The sequence below is a fragment of the Bacteroides congonensis genome (assembly GCF_900130125.1).
GTDB classification, from domain to species: Bacteria; Bacteroidota; Bacteroidia; order Bacteroidales; family Bacteroidaceae; genus Bacteroides; species Bacteroides congonensis.
In genome coordinates, this window is record NZ_FQXY01000011.1 from 1,605,655 (window position 1) to 1,621,872 (window position 16,218).

At 42.8% G+C, this 16,218-nt stretch carries 12 protein-coding genes; 5 read left to right on the plus strand and 7 right to left on the minus strand.

Annotated features, from left to right (window positions below):
- Positions 1-17: 17 nt before the first annotated feature.
- From BQ7997_RS23800 to BQ7997_RS23820, 5 genes are all read right to left on the minus strand, one after another.
- The gene (locus BQ7997_RS23800; protein ID WP_073348300.1) at positions 18-482 is read right to left on the minus strand and encodes a thioredoxin domain-containing protein; all 465 of its coding nucleotides are present in this window, start codon (positions 480-482) and stop codon (positions 18-20) included.
- A 17-nt stretch (positions 483-499) separates the two neighbouring features.
- Positions 500-799, minus strand: coding sequence for a thioredoxin (gene trxA, locus BQ7997_RS23805; protein ID WP_022139528.1), 300 nt, complete (start codon positions 797-799; stop codon positions 500-502).
- A gap of 248 nt (positions 800-1,047) precedes the next feature.
- Positions 1,048-3,207, minus strand: a complete 2,160-nt coding sequence (locus tag BQ7997_RS23810) for a S46 family peptidase (protein WP_073348301.1) — start codon at positions 3,205-3,207, stop codon at positions 1,048-1,050.
- Positions 3,208-5,367 (minus strand): S46 family peptidase, encoded by a 2,160-nt coding sequence (locus BQ7997_RS23815; protein WP_044656246.1) that lies wholly within the window; start codon positions 5,365-5,367, stop codon positions 3,208-3,210.
- A 52-nt stretch (positions 5,368-5,419) separates the two neighbouring features.
- Positions 5,420-6,661, minus strand: coding sequence for an anaerobic sulfatase-maturation protein (locus tag BQ7997_RS23820; RefSeq protein ID WP_073348541.1), 1,242 nt, complete (start codon positions 6,659-6,661; stop codon positions 5,420-5,422).
- Positions 6,662-6,819: 158 nt separating this feature from the next.
- Here BQ7997_RS23820 and BQ7997_RS23825 point away from each other — a divergent pair, with 158 nt between their 5' ends.
- The 3 genes from BQ7997_RS23825 to BQ7997_RS23835 all read left to right on the plus strand — a co-directional run bounded on the left by BQ7997_RS23825 (position 6,820) and on the right by BQ7997_RS23835 (position 9,989).
- Positions 6,820-7,554, plus strand: coding sequence for a DUF4369 domain-containing protein (locus BQ7997_RS23825; protein WP_073348302.1), 735 nt, complete (start codon positions 6,820-6,822; stop codon positions 7,552-7,554).
- A 42-nt stretch (positions 7,555-7,596) separates the two neighbouring features.
- A complete protein-coding gene (locus BQ7997_RS23830) occupies positions 7,597-9,348 on the plus strand; it encodes a tetratricopeptide repeat protein (RefSeq protein WP_073348303.1) in 1,752 nt (583 codons plus the stop codon).
- A gap of 164 nt (positions 9,349-9,512) precedes the next feature.
- Complete coding sequence (locus BQ7997_RS23835; RefSeq protein ID WP_022139521.1) at positions 9,513-9,989, plus strand: hypothetical protein; 477 nt, start codon at positions 9,513-9,515, stop codon at positions 9,987-9,989.
- Between the two features lie 82 nt (positions 9,990-10,071).
- Here BQ7997_RS23835 and BQ7997_RS23840 read toward each other — a convergent pair whose 3' ends face one another.
- Positions 10,072-10,830, minus strand: a complete 759-nt coding sequence (locus tag BQ7997_RS23840; RefSeq protein ID WP_073348304.1) for a lysophospholipid acyltransferase family protein — start codon at positions 10,828-10,830, stop codon at positions 10,072-10,074.
- Positions 10,831-10,950: 120 nt separating this feature from the next.
- Between BQ7997_RS23840 and BQ7997_RS23845 the strand changes: the two genes are divergently transcribed.
- Both BQ7997_RS23845 and BQ7997_RS23850 read left to right on the plus strand, forming a co-directional pair.
- Entirely contained in the window at positions 10,951-12,204 is a 1,254-nt protein-coding gene (locus tag BQ7997_RS23845; RefSeq protein WP_073348305.1) for an exonuclease SbcCD subunit D C-terminal domain-containing protein, read from the plus strand.
- Entirely contained in the window at positions 12,201-15,068 is a 2,868-nt protein-coding gene (locus BQ7997_RS23850) for an AAA family ATPase (RefSeq protein ID WP_073348306.1), read from the plus strand. The genes BQ7997_RS23845 and BQ7997_RS23850 overlap by 4 nt, the downstream gene beginning before the upstream one ends.
- Here BQ7997_RS23850 and BQ7997_RS23855 read toward each other — a convergent pair.
- Positions 15,052-16,218 carry a metallophosphoesterase gene (locus BQ7997_RS23855; RefSeq protein WP_073348307.1) on the minus strand — a complete coding sequence of 389 codons (1,167 nt, stop codon included), beginning with the start codon at positions 16,216-16,218 and terminating at the stop codon, positions 15,052-15,054. The two genes, BQ7997_RS23850 and BQ7997_RS23855, sit on opposite strands and share 17 nt — an antisense overlap.

Sequence of the window (16,218 nt, forward strand, 5' to 3'; positions counted from 1 at the left end):
CTATATTTTTCCCTTTTTTACTTCAATAAAAATTCATCAATTGCTTTCTTGTAAGTTGCCTTGTCGGCAGCTCCGCGGAAAAGCTGTGGATCTCCTTTCATGGGGATGAATACGAACAATGGAATACTTGTTGCGTTGAACAGGGCTGCCAGTTCTTTCTGCTTGTCCACATTCACTTTGTAGATTGTTATTTTCCCTGCATATTCCTTTGCCAATTCTTTCATGATAGGAGCTGTCTGGCGGCAAGGCCCGCACCAATCAGCGTATAAGTCGATAATGGCGGGCTTGTCACCTTTGTATTTCCACTCTTTTGATTTTTCATAATCGAAGACGTCTTTCAGAAACATTTCCTTGTTCATTACGACGACTTCACCGTTACCTGTTACCTCTTTTTTACCTTGACTGGCTTCTGCTTTGTTATTGAAAGCGTATACAATCACGCTTATCATGACAAGAGCCACCATTACTAATACTTTCTTCATTCGTTATCTTTATCTTTTTATGTATAATGTTTCTCGATAACCCCTTGCAGTTCGCTGCTATGGATTACGCCGGAATGTCTCCACACCGCTTCCCCATCCTTGAATACTATAAAGGTAGGTACGGCCTGTATACGATATTTAGTAGCCAGTTCTTCATGCTGGTCAACGTCTATCTTTACAATCCGGGCTTTGTCACCTACAACTAATTTCAGTTCTTCCAAAACGGGTTTCATTGCTTTACAAGGTCCGCACCATTCAGCAAAGAAATCAACCAAAACGGGTACCGGTGACTTTATCAAATCTTCAAACTTTTCCATAATCTTTCCTTTCTTAAAGTTAAATGGCAGCCATTGAAGACTGCAAATATAAATTCTATTTCATTAATATAACGGGAAAAAACTGTTTTTGTTCACAAAATAGTAATCTTGAAAATATTATCTTGTAATGTAAAAGAGGGGACTTTACGTATCGAAAAACACAAAATGAAGGTACGAACAAAAGAAAAATGGATAATGAGCGAATCAGGCTTCATTATCCATTTCTTCTTTATGAATGATATTTCTAATTATTCCGCAATAGTCAATTCATCAATGATATGGGAAACTCCCGCAAATTTATCTATGATAAAGAGTGTATAGCGAATATCGACACAGGCGGCACGCTGTGATGAAGGACGGAAAGCAATGTCGCCCGTCAATCCTTCAAAGTTACGGTCGAAAGCAGTTCCTACCAACTGACCTTTACCGTTGAAGACCGGACTACCGGAGTTTCCGCCTGTATTGTCAGTGTTTACAATAAAGCAGACGGGCATTTCACCGTTTTTGCCATAGCGCCCATAGTCTTTGGCTGCGTATAACTCTTTCAGTTTTTGAGGTACAACAAATTCCCAGTTTCCCTGATCTTCTTTCTCCATTACTCCTTTAAGGGTGGTATGGGCATCATAAACAGCACCGTCAAATGGTGCATAAGAAAGTACCTGACCGTATGTCAACCGTAAAGTAGAATTTGCATCCGGATAAATAGGAATACTTTTTTCCTGTCTCATATCCATCATGCCTTTCACCCATACTTTGTGAGCGGCGTCGTAGTTCTGATTCGCTTCTTTCATGGCGATAGCCGTTTTCAGTATCCCGTCGGTAATGGAATATTTGAATAATACCATCCAGTCGTATCCTATTTTATACAAGCTCGGCTTTTTGATAAACTTCTCAAAATTTTGGGGACTGCCGAAGATGGAATGTTCGAAGCACTCATCGACGAATGCGTCGATATTACCTTTAAAACGTGAATTGATAATCTCAAAGATATTAATCCGCTGTTCTGTCGGAATATACTTGGCATAAGTTTTCAGCATTTCTTTGCCGACCATTTTCTCCACTTCCGGAAAAGGAACATTGGCAAAATATTTATCAGCTTCTTTTTTCAGGTTTAGCTTTGCTTCTTTTATCTTCTCTTTATCTTTAGATTTCAAGGCAGCAACCATTTCCATTGTAGAAGGAATACGCATAAAATCAAGGGCTGTTACCAATGCTTCATTAATAGCCTGCTGATGATAGAGAGCATCACGGCGATGAGCTACGATAGAACGGATTTCATCGAAAGCTTTCTGATAAGAATCATCTCCTTTTTCATGTCCACGTGCCAAAAGTTCTTCTTGTTGTGCACGTTTGGTATCCAATACGTTGAGACGTACCAGACCTTCGTTCATACCGATGGCATTCTTCCAATAGTTGGCAGATGATGCATACTTGCTGGCATAATGAATACGTACGGCGGGATCTTTCAGCATTTGATCCATAAGTACCTTTTGACGGGCCCCACGTACATGCTGACGCATGAAGTTGGTAGTCTGCATACGTTCTTCCACTTCATCGGAAATCATGTATCGCCAGTTGCGTCCGGGGAATCCCATGACAAAGGTGAAGTCACCTTCCTGTACTCCGGCAAGGCTGATAGTCAGATGTTTCTTTACTTTCAAAGGAACGTTGTCTTTAGAATAGGCTGCCGGTTTTCCATCTTTATCCGCGTAAATACGGAAAAGAGAGAAGTCCCCCGTGTGACGCGGCCACATCCAATTATCCGTATCTGCTCCGAATTTACCAATGGAAGAAGGGGGCGCACCCACCATACGAATGTCGCTGTACACCGTTTTGATGAACATATAGTATTTGTTTCCACCATAGAAAGCCTTAAGCTCCAGTTTGGTGGCGGGAGTAATTTCTATATTCTCGGCTTTGGCAAAACGTTTTGCTACCTTGCTAAGATAGCTTGGTGACAGGTAGTTGATTCCTTCTGGATCCGGATCTTTCTTTAATTGCTCGGTGACATAATCGGTCACATCGAGAATACGGTCGATATATGTGACGGTAAGTCCCGGAGTAGGAAGCTCCGCCTCGCGGTTCATAGCCCAAAAACCTTCAGTCAGGTAATCATGCTCTACATTGCTATGCTGCTGGATAGCTCCATAACCGCAATGATGGTTTGTCAGAACCAGTCCTTCGGAAGAAATAACCTCTCCCGTGCATCCACCGCCAAAGTGTACAACCGCATCTTTCAGAGAAAGACCGTTTGCGTTGTATACCTCTTCGACAGGAATTTCAAGACCAAGTTCACGCATGGCAACTGCATTCTGAGTTTTCAGGTCGGTTAGCATCCACATGCCTTCGTCGGCGTGGATGCTGAGAGTTGCCAGTGAAAAGATGGTAAATAGGATTTGTTTTCTCATTTATTCTACGATTGTCATTTCGTTAATCAGATGTCCGCAGTTGCCCAATTTCTCAAGGATGAACAGGACATAACGGATATCCAGGTTGATACAGCGTTGCAGGTTGTTGTCGAAGTTAATATCACCACTCAATGATTCCCAGTTGCCGTCAAAAGCACAACCGATCAGTTCTCCGTTTTCGTTCAATACCGGGCTGCCGGAGTTACCACCGGTAATGTCGTTGGTAGAGAGGAAGCAAACAGGCATATCTCCGTTCGGTAAAGCATAACGTCCGTAATCCTTCTTTTCTATCAGTTCTTTCAGTTTGGCAGGTACAACAAATTCACGGTCTTCCGGGTTTTCTTTTTCAAGAATACCTTTGGTAGTAGTGTAATAGTTGTAGTGTACGCCGTCTTTCGGATCATAAGGTTTCACGTTACCATAAGTCAGGCGAATGGTAAAGTTAGCATCCGGATAAGAAGGTACAGGCAGTTTCATTTCGCCAAGGCCACGGATATAGGTCTTGTGCAGCAAGGCGAGTTCCTGATCCATATCTTTCAGTTGTGAAACGATTTGCTCGAACAAGTCATATTTAGATTGGCAATATTGTAAAGCCAGGTCGTTGTCGATAGCTTTCACTGTCGGCTTTTTGATGAACTTTTCAAAGTTTTCACGGTTGGCGAAGATGGAGTTGTCATACATATCGTCGATAAACTTGTCATAGTCGCCTTTGTATTTCTGTTCGATCACCTTGTAGATAGACGGACGCTGGTCAGCCGGAATCATTTCTGCGTAAAGCGGGAACAGAGCTTTGGCTACCTTACGGTCTACTTCGTGGTCGTAGTCCTTATTATGTATACCGTCATAGGTTTCTTTCAGAGCTTCTATGCGTGCGTTGATTAAAGAGTCGTTCTTTTCTACCAGTGCTTCCCGTGTTTTGGATAATAGGGTACTACCGAATTCGATAGCGCCGAAGAATGTTTCTCTTAAACAAGTGAACTGATAGTTGAGAGGAGCGGTTTTAGCTACCAGGTCATCTATTTTCTTTACTACCTCTGCGTATTCGGCATTGTTCTTTGCTTTAGCAAATTCTGCGAATTTAGCTTCCTGCGCAGCCTTTGTACCCAGCACGTCATTATCAATAATCGCTTTGTTCATTCCGATGGAGTTCTTCCAGTAGTTGCTGGAACCGGCATACTTGTTGGCATACTGGATACGGATTTTGTCGCTGGCATTCATTACTTCTTTCAGGACAGCCAGGCGGGCACCCCGGATACGGATACGCGGTTCGTTTTCAGATTCCATACGTTCTTTTACTTCCGATACAGTCAGATAACGACTTGTACTTCCGGGGAATCCCATGATCATTGCATAATCTCCTTCTTTCAGACCTTTGATGGAGATAGACAAATGTTTCTTGGTTTTCAGAGGAGTATTGTCTGCACTGTATTCTGCCGGTTCACCATTAGCATCTGCATAGATACGGAACATGGAGAAGTCACCTGTGTGACGCGGCCACATCCAGTTATCCGTTTCACCGCCGAACTTACCGATAGAAGAAGGCGGTGCGGCAACCATACGTACGTCCGGATATATTTTCTTATAAAACAGATAGAATTTATTTCCGGCATAGAACGGAAGTGCTTGCGGCACAATTCCTTTTTTATCTTTCAGATCACTTTTAGAGTAAAGTTCTTCTGCCAGTTTCTGAAGAAACGCACCTGTGAATGATTCTGATTCGGTGATTTCTTTAGCGGCGATTTTTGCGTTGACAATATCGGTAATATCTTCAATACGTTCGATAAAGGTGAATTTTAGTCCCGGAGTAGGAAGTTCCTTATCTCGGGAAGTAGCCCAGAAACCGTCGGTCAGATAATCGTGTTCAACGCTGCTGTGTTGTTGGATGGAAGCATAACCACAGTGATGGTTTGTCAGGATCAGACCTTCCGGTGAGATGATTTCTCCCGTACATCCCCCACCGAATATGCCGACAGCATCCTTTAGAGATACACCGTTGGGATTATATAAATCTTGGGCTTCCAACTTTAAACCTTGTTTTTTCATCATATCTATGGAATGTTGCTGCTGCATCAGTTGCAATAACCACATACCTTCATCCGCCTTGGCGGAACATACGATCAGCGCAGTCAGCGCCAATAAATAAAGTCTTAGTCTATTCATTAATTAAGTGATAAAAGTTAAATATATGATTGTTAATATGTTCTGTTTCTGATTATTCTGCTTTGAATGTTCCGTTCTTCAGGGCTTCCATAATATTTGCCGGTGGACGTTGGTTCATCAGTTCGTTTTTCATGAAGTCCATGTATGGAGCTACATGCTTGAAGAACTGATAGTATCCTTTGCATAAGTAATTCAAGCCGGGTTCGCCTTCCGATGTTTGGCTGAAACGATTCTTCGGACATTCCCCGTTGCAGGCAAAGAGGAATTCACATTCCTTACATTGAACCGGAAGAGACTGATATTTCATGTTTCCGAAGTTATGCTGGCGTTCGCTATGCATCATTTCCACGAGTGTTTGGTTGTAGATATTTCCCAATTTATATTCGGGGAACACAAAGTGGTCACAGGAATAAACGTCTCCGTTAAATTCCATCACACCGGCATGTCCACAGGTTTTTGCCATTGTACATACTCCAGGCTGTTCGCCCATCCAGTTGGCAAGGGTAGAGTCGAATATCTGTATGTAGTAGTTGCCTACATCTTCCTTTACCCATTCGTCAAAAAGAGTACAGAGGAACTTGCCCCACTGTTCGGGAGTGATTGAGAAGTCAGCCAACGTTCCTTCCTTGTTTTCTGCAAGAGAGGCGAGGTGTCGTCCGTCCTGATGCGGCAGGATACGCTCTACGATGGGAGCAAACTGAATATAGTGACAGCCTATCTCTTTGAAGAAATTGTAAAAATCCAGTGGATAGTCGGCATTGAAGTCATTGATAACAGCCATTGCATTCCATTCCACTTCATGTTTTTTCAGCAGATTGATGCCCTGCATTACTTTCACAAAAGAAGGTTTTCCCATCTTGTTTTTGCGGTACTCGTCGTGAAACTCCTGCGGCCCGTCGATAGAGACACCTACCAGCCAGTTGTTGTCGTGGAAAAACTTGCACCATTCATCGGTGAGCATTGTTCCGTTGGTCTGGATACAGTTGTCGATCGTACGTCCCCGGGCATACTTCTTTTGCAGTTCCATCGCCTTTTTGTAGAAAGAGAGCGGTCGCATCAGCGTTTCTCCCCCGTGCCAGGTAAAAAGCACCTGCGGCATGGTCTGTGAGTTGATGTACTCGTCGATAAACTTTTCAAGAAGTTCATCGCTCATTACGTGTTTCGGATTGTCTTTGTATAGATTTGCCTTCTCCAGATAGTAGCAATAATCGCATGCAAGATTGCATACGGCACCTACTGGCTTTACCATCACATAAAGCGGTTTGGCAAAAGGGGCATAAGTCGATGTTTTCATAACTGCAAAATTAGGTAATCTAAATGAAAAAAAATCGCTTATACGTATGTTTATAAGGATTATTAAAGAAAAGAGACTTACAAGATTTAAATATTGATAAAATGTTTCCTTGAATTCTGAATCAGTTGTACCTTTGCACACAGAATTTTAATGAATAGATGAACGTGAATAAAATTTTGCCTTTTTTGCTTTTGCTTCCATTTCTGGCTTCTTGCACCAGTAAGTACAAGATTGAAGGAACATCTTCAGTAAACAGTCTGGATGGAAAAATGTTGTATCTTAAATCCCTGAACGACGGCGAATGGGTAAAACTGGATTCCGCTGAAGTGGTGCATGGAGGATTCTCTATGAAAGGGAAAATAGATTCTGTGCAGATGGTAACGCTCTACATGGATAATGAAAGCATCATGCCGATTGTGCTGGAAAAAGGCAAGATTACGGTAACTATCAGCAATACCGACCTGAAAGCAGTGGGTACACCTCTGAACGTGGCATTGTATGAGTTCATCGACAAAAGAAATAAGCTGGAAGAAAGCATCGGTGAACTGGAACAGAAAGAAACCCGCATGGTGATGGACGGTGGCGATCTGGAAGAGATTCATTCACAACTCATGGTGGAAGGCGATTCACTGATGAAAGAAATGAACCAGTATGTAAAAACTTTCATCTCGACCAATTATGAGAATGTGCTCGGGCCGAGTGTGTTCATGATGCTTTGCAGTTCCTTGCCATATCCTGTTATGACTCCCCAGATAGATGATATAATAAAAGATGCCCCTTATTCTTTTAAGAGTAATAAACTCGTGCGTGAGTTCCTTTCCAAAGCGAAAGAGAATATGAAATTGATAGAAGAGCATCAACGTTTGGAACAAAATACTCCGACAAATAAGTAAACTTTGAGTTTTTTGCGTATTTTTGCGTAAAACTCAAGAAAAATGAAAACGACTACTTCTGTATTTGCCGCTTTCTTTTTTATTTCTATCTTATTAATCTCGTGTCATAAGGATTCGGATGTCCTCAACAGGACTTTTTCCAAAGTGGAAGAGTATATGGACATCTGCCCGGACACAGCCTTGTATATTTTAAATTCAATACCTAATCCGGAGAACCTGCGTGGCAAGGCAGGGGCTGATTATGCGTTGCTGATGACGGAGGCTATGGATAAGAATTATATGAAATTTAGTTCTGATTCATTGATGGTATTGGCTTTGGAATACTATATGCCGGATAAGCGAGAACCCTTTATGCGTGCAAAGGCTCAGTTTTATTACGGACGGGTGTTGTTGGAGTCTGATAAGGCCGAAGAAGCCTTGGGCTATTTCCTTTCTGCAAAAGAATACTTTGCAAGTGTCCGAAACGATGAACTACTGGCATTGGTCGCTGAAGAAACGGGTAAAGTAAAACGAAAACAAAAAATACATGCCGAAGCTTTAGAAGATTTTCGGGAGGCATTTGCCATGCACAAACAATTGGGCGATTCTATGGGAATCGTGCGATCCAGCCTTCATATGGCACGTTCCTTTTTGTTTGAGAATCAGTGGGACAGTAGTTATTATTATTATAAATATGCTTTAGAGTTAACTGAACTGAAGAAATATCCATTCGAGATTTCTATTCTGCATGAACTGGGAATATTATACCGTTCAATGGGGAATTTGGATGCTGCCGAACCTTATTTTCTGTCTGCATATCAGAAAGAAACTGATGAGGAGAAGAAGTATATGGAATGTTTGTCTTTGGGCTATCTGTATATGCAGATGGGAAGAATACAGGATGCACGGAAATATCTGAAGCTGAGTATGAATGCTACCCATCCATATACACGGATTGATGCTTATACTTATTTGTATTTTTTGGAAAAAGATATTGATAATTTTGAAGAAGCCATAATTTATCATGAGAAGGCGGATTCCATTACTAATGCGATGGAAAAGGTTAACTCCGGCGAATTGATTGTCCGTTTGCAGAAAGAATATGAGAAAGTGAAGCTTTGGAATGATAATTTGCGGATGAAGATACAGTATACAAGTTTTGCCTTGTGGAGTGTAGCCTCTTTTCTGATAGTAGCTTTTTGCATGTGTTATTATTATTGTAAAAATAGGGAACATAAGAATAAAATTATCGAAATTGAATCGCAAATCAAAGAAAATGAGGAACAAATAAAGTGTTATCAGCAGGAAATAGATGAAATTCAGAAATCAAAGGAGCGAATGTTGGAAGAGAACAGGATGCTCGAAGAAACCCGACTGAAAGTTGGTGAACTGAATGGTAAAATCATTCTTTTGAGCATGCAGAATAAGACATTATCGGGACTGCTCAAGGAATTAGGGGGAGAATTGACAGTAGGAACCTCTTCCGAACAATATATATCAGCTTTTCGTTTATTGCTCGCTATAAGGGAGGGTACGCTGAGAGGTAAATTGTCGGCTGGGGAGCGTTATAAATTATTCAGCTTGTTCGATTTGCTTTACTGTAATTATGTAACCCGTTTACTTGAAAAAACTCCTTCGTTGACTAAACGTGATCTTGAAATCTGTTGCTTCCTCAAGTTTGGACTGAATAATGAAGAGCTGGCACGTATTTTCCAAACTTCTTCTGACTCTGTAACTAAAGCAAAGGGAAGGTTAAAAGGGCGTTTGGGTATTTCTTCACAAGATGATTTGGCTGTTTATTTGGGCGGATTTTGATAAATAAAAAATGAATTGTCCGGTTCTGTTTTTAAATAGTATTTGTATTTTATTGATTATTAGTTGTTTAAGTTTTGTTCTGTATACTAAATTTGTCCGGGTGACTTTTTTGGCGTTTTTCGATATATGCTGTACTTTTGGGCAGACAAAAACCAAATAGCTATATGAAAAATTTTAATGAGTTATCCGTTACTTCTTCTTATAAGGAGAGTAATTTGCAGCTTGTGGAACAGAAAGCCTGCATTGTTGTTGGGATTGCTAATCCCCGTATAAAAATAAGAGTGGAAGTTTTATTGAGTGAAAGCCCGGAATATCAAACAATTTATATATCTTCGGGAAGTGAAACAGGTAAGCTGATTGAAGAGGCGGATCTGATTATCGGATCGGGGATTACAGCGTATGAAGGGGTGGCGCGCCGGAAACCGGTGATTGTAGTAGGAGATTACGGACTGGGGGGACTGGTTACCCCTGATACATTCCGTAGTCAATATAACAACCGTTTTAAAGGTAGGATAAATGGTATGAAAGATGAATCTTTCTCGCTGGAAAGTCTTGAGAAAGAAATAAAGAAGGCTTTTAGCCTGACTTTTCAGGAATTACAAATGATGTCTAACCAAATTATCACATATCAAAATATCTAAATTTCTAGTTTTAATAATTTAATGCATAAAAACTGGTTAGGAATGTGGGGGTACGTGAGTATCCCCACATTTAGTATCTGTATCACCGATCTTGATCTTCGTTTTTCACCATACCCTTGTACTTTTCGGGAAGTGCACTTTCAACCGCGGTATAAGCCTCTGCCATAGTAGCTTTGATATTATCCATACCTTTTCCTTTGGGTGGAATAGGGTCGTGAATGGTCAGAATCATACGATGACGATGTATCCACTTCCCTGTACGTGGTAGAATTTCAAATGAACCGTCGATGGTGACAGGCACCACTGCCAACTGTAAATCATCGGCCAACTGGAAAGCTCCTTTCTTGAAATACCCCATATGCCCTGTGAAAGTACGTGCCCCTTCCGGAAAAACCACTAAAGAAACCCCGTCTTTCAGAGAGTCTTTTGCCTGTCGGATAGTCTCCAATACTTTCTTCGGTCCGGAACGGTCGACGAAAATATGCCCTGCACTTTCACAAGCCTTTCCTACGAATGGTAATTTGCGCAGGCTCTTTTTCATCATCCACTTGAAGTTTCTTCCGATGAAGCCATAGATCAGGAATATATCGAATGACCCCTGATGATTAGGTACGAAGATATAGGACGTTTTGTCATGCAACTTTTCACGCCCGTGAATTTTCACGGGAATCAACAGGAAAAGACAAATTAATTGTGACCATATTTTCCCCGGATGATATCCCCAGAAGTGGGCTCCACCCAAGAGTGAACCTACAATAGTGACGAGTGCCGTGAGGATGGTCAACACTAATAAAATAGGCAAAGCGATGCAAATCTGATAAATATAGTACAGTATCTTCATAGGGTTGGATTTTTATCCTGCAAATATACATGATTATTGGTAAAAAAGAGATTCAAATGCCGTTTTATCTTTTCGATTGTGTTATTTTTGTCTCTTGTTATTAGAGATAGTTACAAAAATATGATACGTATATTACATACTGCCGACTGGCATCTCGGACAAACGTTCTTCGGCTATGACCGTGCTGCAGAACATGAGATGTTTTTGAATTGGTTGTCAGAAGAAATTCGTCAGAAAGAAATTGACGCATTGGTTATAGCCGGAGACGTCTTTGATGTCTCCAATCCTTCGGCTGCTTCCCAAAGCATGTATTATCGGTTTATTTACCATGTGACGGCGGAGAATCCGAACTTGCAGATTGTGATTGTTGCCGGTAATCATGATTCGGCGGCACGTCTGGAAGCTCCCCTGCCTCTATTGCAGGCTATGAGGACAGAGGTCAGAGGAGTGGTGCGCAAACTGGCGGGTGGAGAGATAGATTACGACCATCTGTGTGTGGAACTGAAAAACCGGATGGGGGAAGTTGAATTGCTTTGCATGGCCGTTCCTTTCTTGCGTCAGGGAGATTATCCGGCAGTGCAGACGGAAGGTAACCAGTATGCGGAAGGAGTTCGCGAACTTTATGCGCAACTTCTGCAAAGGTTATGGAAGCGGAGAAAAGCCAATCAGTCGATTCTGGCCATCGGGCATTTGCAGGCTACCGGATCGGAGATTGCAGAGAAAGATTATAGTGAGCGTACGGTCATTGGCGGTTTGGAATGTGTGTCGCCGGATGCCTTTTCCGAGCAGATAGCCTACACGGCGTTGGGGCATATTCATAAAGCCCAGCGGGTATCCGGACGGGAGAATGTACGCTATGCAGGAAGTCCCATTCCGATGTCTTTTGCAGAGAAACATTATCATCATGGAGTGGTGATGGTAACTTTTGATGGTGGTTGTGCGGTAGATATAGAACGGATTGAATGTCCGAAGTCAGTCCCTTTGGTGAGTGTGCCGAATGGAGAACCTGCATTGCCGGAGGTTGTATTGGATGCTTTGAAAGATTTACCCGTAGCAGAGGAAATTGCACCCTATTTGGAAGTGAAGGTACTGTTGGAAGAACCGGAGCCCATGCTCCGGCAAGAGATAGAGGAAGCCTTGGCGGATAAAAACTACCGGTTGGCACGTATTGTTTCCACGTACTACAATGATGCGGGAAAGGTGGAAAAAGAGGAGACGGACTGGAAAGGGGGATTGCAGGAAATGTCTCCTTTACAAATTGCCCGATCTGCCTTTGAGAAAATTTATCAGGCAGAAATGCCTGAAGAATTGACAGACTTGTTTCAGGAAGCCTATTTGGCTGCTACCCGTAAAGAAGAGGAGGAAGAAGGATGAGAATATTAGCGATACGATTGAAGAATCTGACTTCGATAGAAGGAACTGTCGAAGTGGATTTTACATCCGAACCTTTACATTCAGCAGGTATTTTCGCCATTTCGGGACCTACGGGAGCAGGTAAATCTACTTTGTTGGATGCGTTGTGTCTGGCATTATACGATAAAGCGCCCCGTTTTGCCACTTCGGTGGAAAGTGTAAATCTGACGGATGTGGGAGATAATCAGATTAACCAGTCCGATGTCAGAAACCTGTTGCGTCGCGGAACGAGCGACGGTTATGCGGAAGTCGATTTCTTAGGAGTAGACGGACGTCGCTATCGTTCCCATTGGTCAGTAAGGCGGACAAGAAATAAAGTGAGCGGCTCTTTGCAATCACAAGTGTTGGAAGTGAGAGAACTGGATACGGAGAAAGAATTTCAAGGTACTAAAAAAGAACTGTTGGCTCAATTGGTCGATTTGATCGGTTTGACGTATGAACAGTTTACCCGTACGGTACTGTTGGCTCAAAATGATTTTGCCACCTTTCTGAAATCAAAAGGAGCGGCAAAGGCGGAATTACTTGAAAAACTGACGGGGACAGGCGTGTATTCGCGTATCTCACAGGAAATCTTCGTCCGGAACAAAGCTGCACAGGAGGAAGTGGCTCTGATTCATAATAGAATGAGTGTGATTGAACTGATACCGGAAGAAGAACTGTTGGCTTTGCACGAAGAAAAAGAGTCATTGGTTGAAAAGCGTGCGGCAGGAATTAAATTGCTTGCCGAGCAGAATGCGCAACTGAATATTGTCCGGTCATTAAAGACGCAGGAAGAACTTCGGAAGAAGAAACAGGAAGAGGAGCAAGGGGAGAATGCAAGGTTGAAAATGTCTTTGGAAAGGCTTGCCTCACAAGAAGAAGGACTGGTACGCTTTAAAACTCAATGGGAAGCCATACAGCCGGATTTGAAGAAAGCGCGTCAGTTGGATGTGCAGATACAGTCACAGCAAGATGGATATACGCAGGCGCAACAGATTTTGCAGGCTGCTTGCGGGCAGGTGGCAGAACAGGAAAAGAAGATGCGGACAGCTACGGAACACCTGCAATTATCTTTTCATTCTTTAAATCGCTTGTTGAATCATACAGGGGCGGAAGAATCTCTGCAACTTGAACAGGTGGAGAAAATCTTGCGGCAGGAAGAAGAGATGCTGAATGCCGGAGTAAAGGTGAATGAAGAACGGCTGGAACGATTGAACTCCTTTGGCTATCCGTCATTGGCTGAAGAACAAGTGAAGTTGCAGAAAGAACGGATACGTCAGCAGACCATCCGGCAGTTAATGGAAACACAAACGAAAGCCAAGGTGGAAATCGAAAAGTTAGAGAGAGAGACGGCTGATTGTTTAAAGCAACTGGCAGAACAAGAGACTGCACTGAAAACAGTCCAACGGCTTTATGAAAATGCCCGTATGGCGGTAGGAAAAGATGTGAAGGCTCTGCGTCAGCAGTTGCAGGAAGGTGAAGCCTGTCCGGTTTGTGGTAGTACATCGCATCCTTATCATCAGGAACACGAGGTAATAGACACTCTTTTTCGGAATATAGAGCAGGAATATAACACGGCGGTAGCTGCTTGTCAACAGAACAATAACCGTAGTATTGCTCTGCAACGTGATTTGGCACATCAGAAAACGATTGAAAGACAGGTACGTGAACAGTTGGCTGCATTACAGAAAGAAGGTCTGGATGTTGGTAACGAAGAACAGATACAACATCGCCTGGAAGAGTTGGCTAAGCTCATTTTAGAGTACCGTAATCTTTATGCGGAATGGCAACATAGCGATGAAGAGATTAAGAAAATGCGTGCCCATTGCGAGGCTCTGCGGGAAAATGTCTCCCAATGCCGTTTGGCAATGCAGAAAGTATCGTCTGCCAAAGAACAACTGGCTATTTTGCAAAATGCAGTCGCGGCCGAACAGAAGCGGTTTGAAGTGATAGAAAAGGCATTGAACACATTGCGGAAGGAACGTTCGGTCTTATTGAAAGGCAAGAGTGCGGACGAAGCGGAAGCTGCCGTAGCACGAAGAGAAAAAGAGTTGAATCTTGCTTTGGAACAAGCGCGCAGAGAAGTAGAGACAGTACAAAATCGTCTTTTCGGGTTACAAGGAGAAATAAAGCAAATAACTTTAGCTATTGGGGAATTACAGGAACAACAGAAACAGATTGAATTCCCTGAGCAGCTTCCCGAAATAATCAAGAAGCAGCAGGACGAAAATCTGAATACGGAACGAACCCTTTCTATTATTGAAGCCCGCCTGCTACAACAGATAAAGAATAAGGAAATGGTAGAAAAGATTGCCAAAGAACTGGCTGAAAAACAGACTGTTGCCGAACGCTGGGCGAAACTGAACAAGCTGATTGGAAGTGCAGACGGGGCGAAATTCAAGGTTATCGCACAAAGTTATACCTTGAATTTACTATTGCTTCATGCCAACAAGCATTTGTCCTATCTCTCCAAACGCTATAAATTACAGCAAGTTCCCGGCACATTGGCACTTCAGGTCATTGACTGTGATATGTGTGATGAGGTGCGGACTGTATATTCCCTTTCCGGGGGAGAGTCCTTCCTGATCTCTTTAGCATTGGCATTGGGGCTGTCGTCCTTATCCAGTAATAATCTGAAAGTGGAATCTCTTTTCATTGATGAAGGATTCGGCTCTTTGGATGCGGAAAGTCTGCGGACAGCTATGGAAGCATTGGAACAACTGCAAATGCAAGGAAGAAAAATCGGAGTGATTTCTCATGTACAGGAAATGAGTGAACGGATTTCCGTTCAGGTACAGGTACATAAGAAAGTGAATGGAAAAAGTGTGCTTACCGTCGTAGGGTAAGCACCGTTATTTCCGGCCATGCGCCAAAGCGGAAAGGTAATCCTACATAACCGATGCCGACATTGACATATAAGCCACGTGTGCCTTCCAGATACATTCCACCCCATTCGGGATAGACGTAAACAGAAGGAGAGTAGCTACCGAATTGAAGCTGCATGGCGTGGGTATGTCCTGCCAACATTAAATCTACGTCCGATTTGGGTAACACTTCCCGCCGCCAGTGCGTTGGGTTATGGCTTAACAGTATTTGGAACATACCGTCAGTACCGGCTTTTGCCCTGGCGAGATCACCATGTTGGGAGAAAGGCGGTTCACCTTCATTTTCTACTCCGATAAGGGCAATACTGTCATTTCCCTGAATTAGGATGGAATGTGAGTTATTCAGCAGTTTCCATCCCATAGCTGCCTGCCTTTGCTCTAAATCAATCAGATTATCATCTTGCTCCTGCTTGCTTTTCCAACGAAAATAAGGGCCGTAATCGTGGTTTCCCAAGATAGAGTAAACTCCGTCTTTAGCCTTCAATCGGACAAGGATTTCCTGAAAACCATCCAATTCCTTCGCACGATGATTTACCAAATCTCCGGTGAAGACAATAAGATCGGGCTGTTGGGCGTTTACTTGGTTCACCATTCTTTCGATGTCAGGTGCATTTCCTATCCAACTACCGATATGTAGGTCTGAAAGTTGTACAATGCGGTATCCGTCAAAAGCTTGGGGAAGGCGAGGCGAGGAGTAGGTGACTTCTTTGACCTCAAACTGGCTTCGTCCGATGAAAGAACCGTAGAGAATCATAATAATACAGAGGACAGCTAATGTCAATCCTGTACAGATAAACGGAGTACGTGGTACCCGGAGCCATTTATGAAAAGGAATCCCGATGACAGTGCAGAGAGCCAGTAGTAACTTGGGAGCCGCAAAAAGGAAGAAGAAGACAGAATACCATCCGATGTCCCTTGTGTGGCTTTCGGAGAAAGGATTATTGGCGAAAAATACCAGATATACCAGTCCCGCGAGGATAAGGGTAGTCGGTATCCAATAGAGGATTCGTAACCATCGCTTTGTTGTGAGCCGGACGATAAAACGAAGATACAGATAAATATCCGGCAGGATCAGAAACAATAGCAGGAATATGAATAAACGTTGTAACAT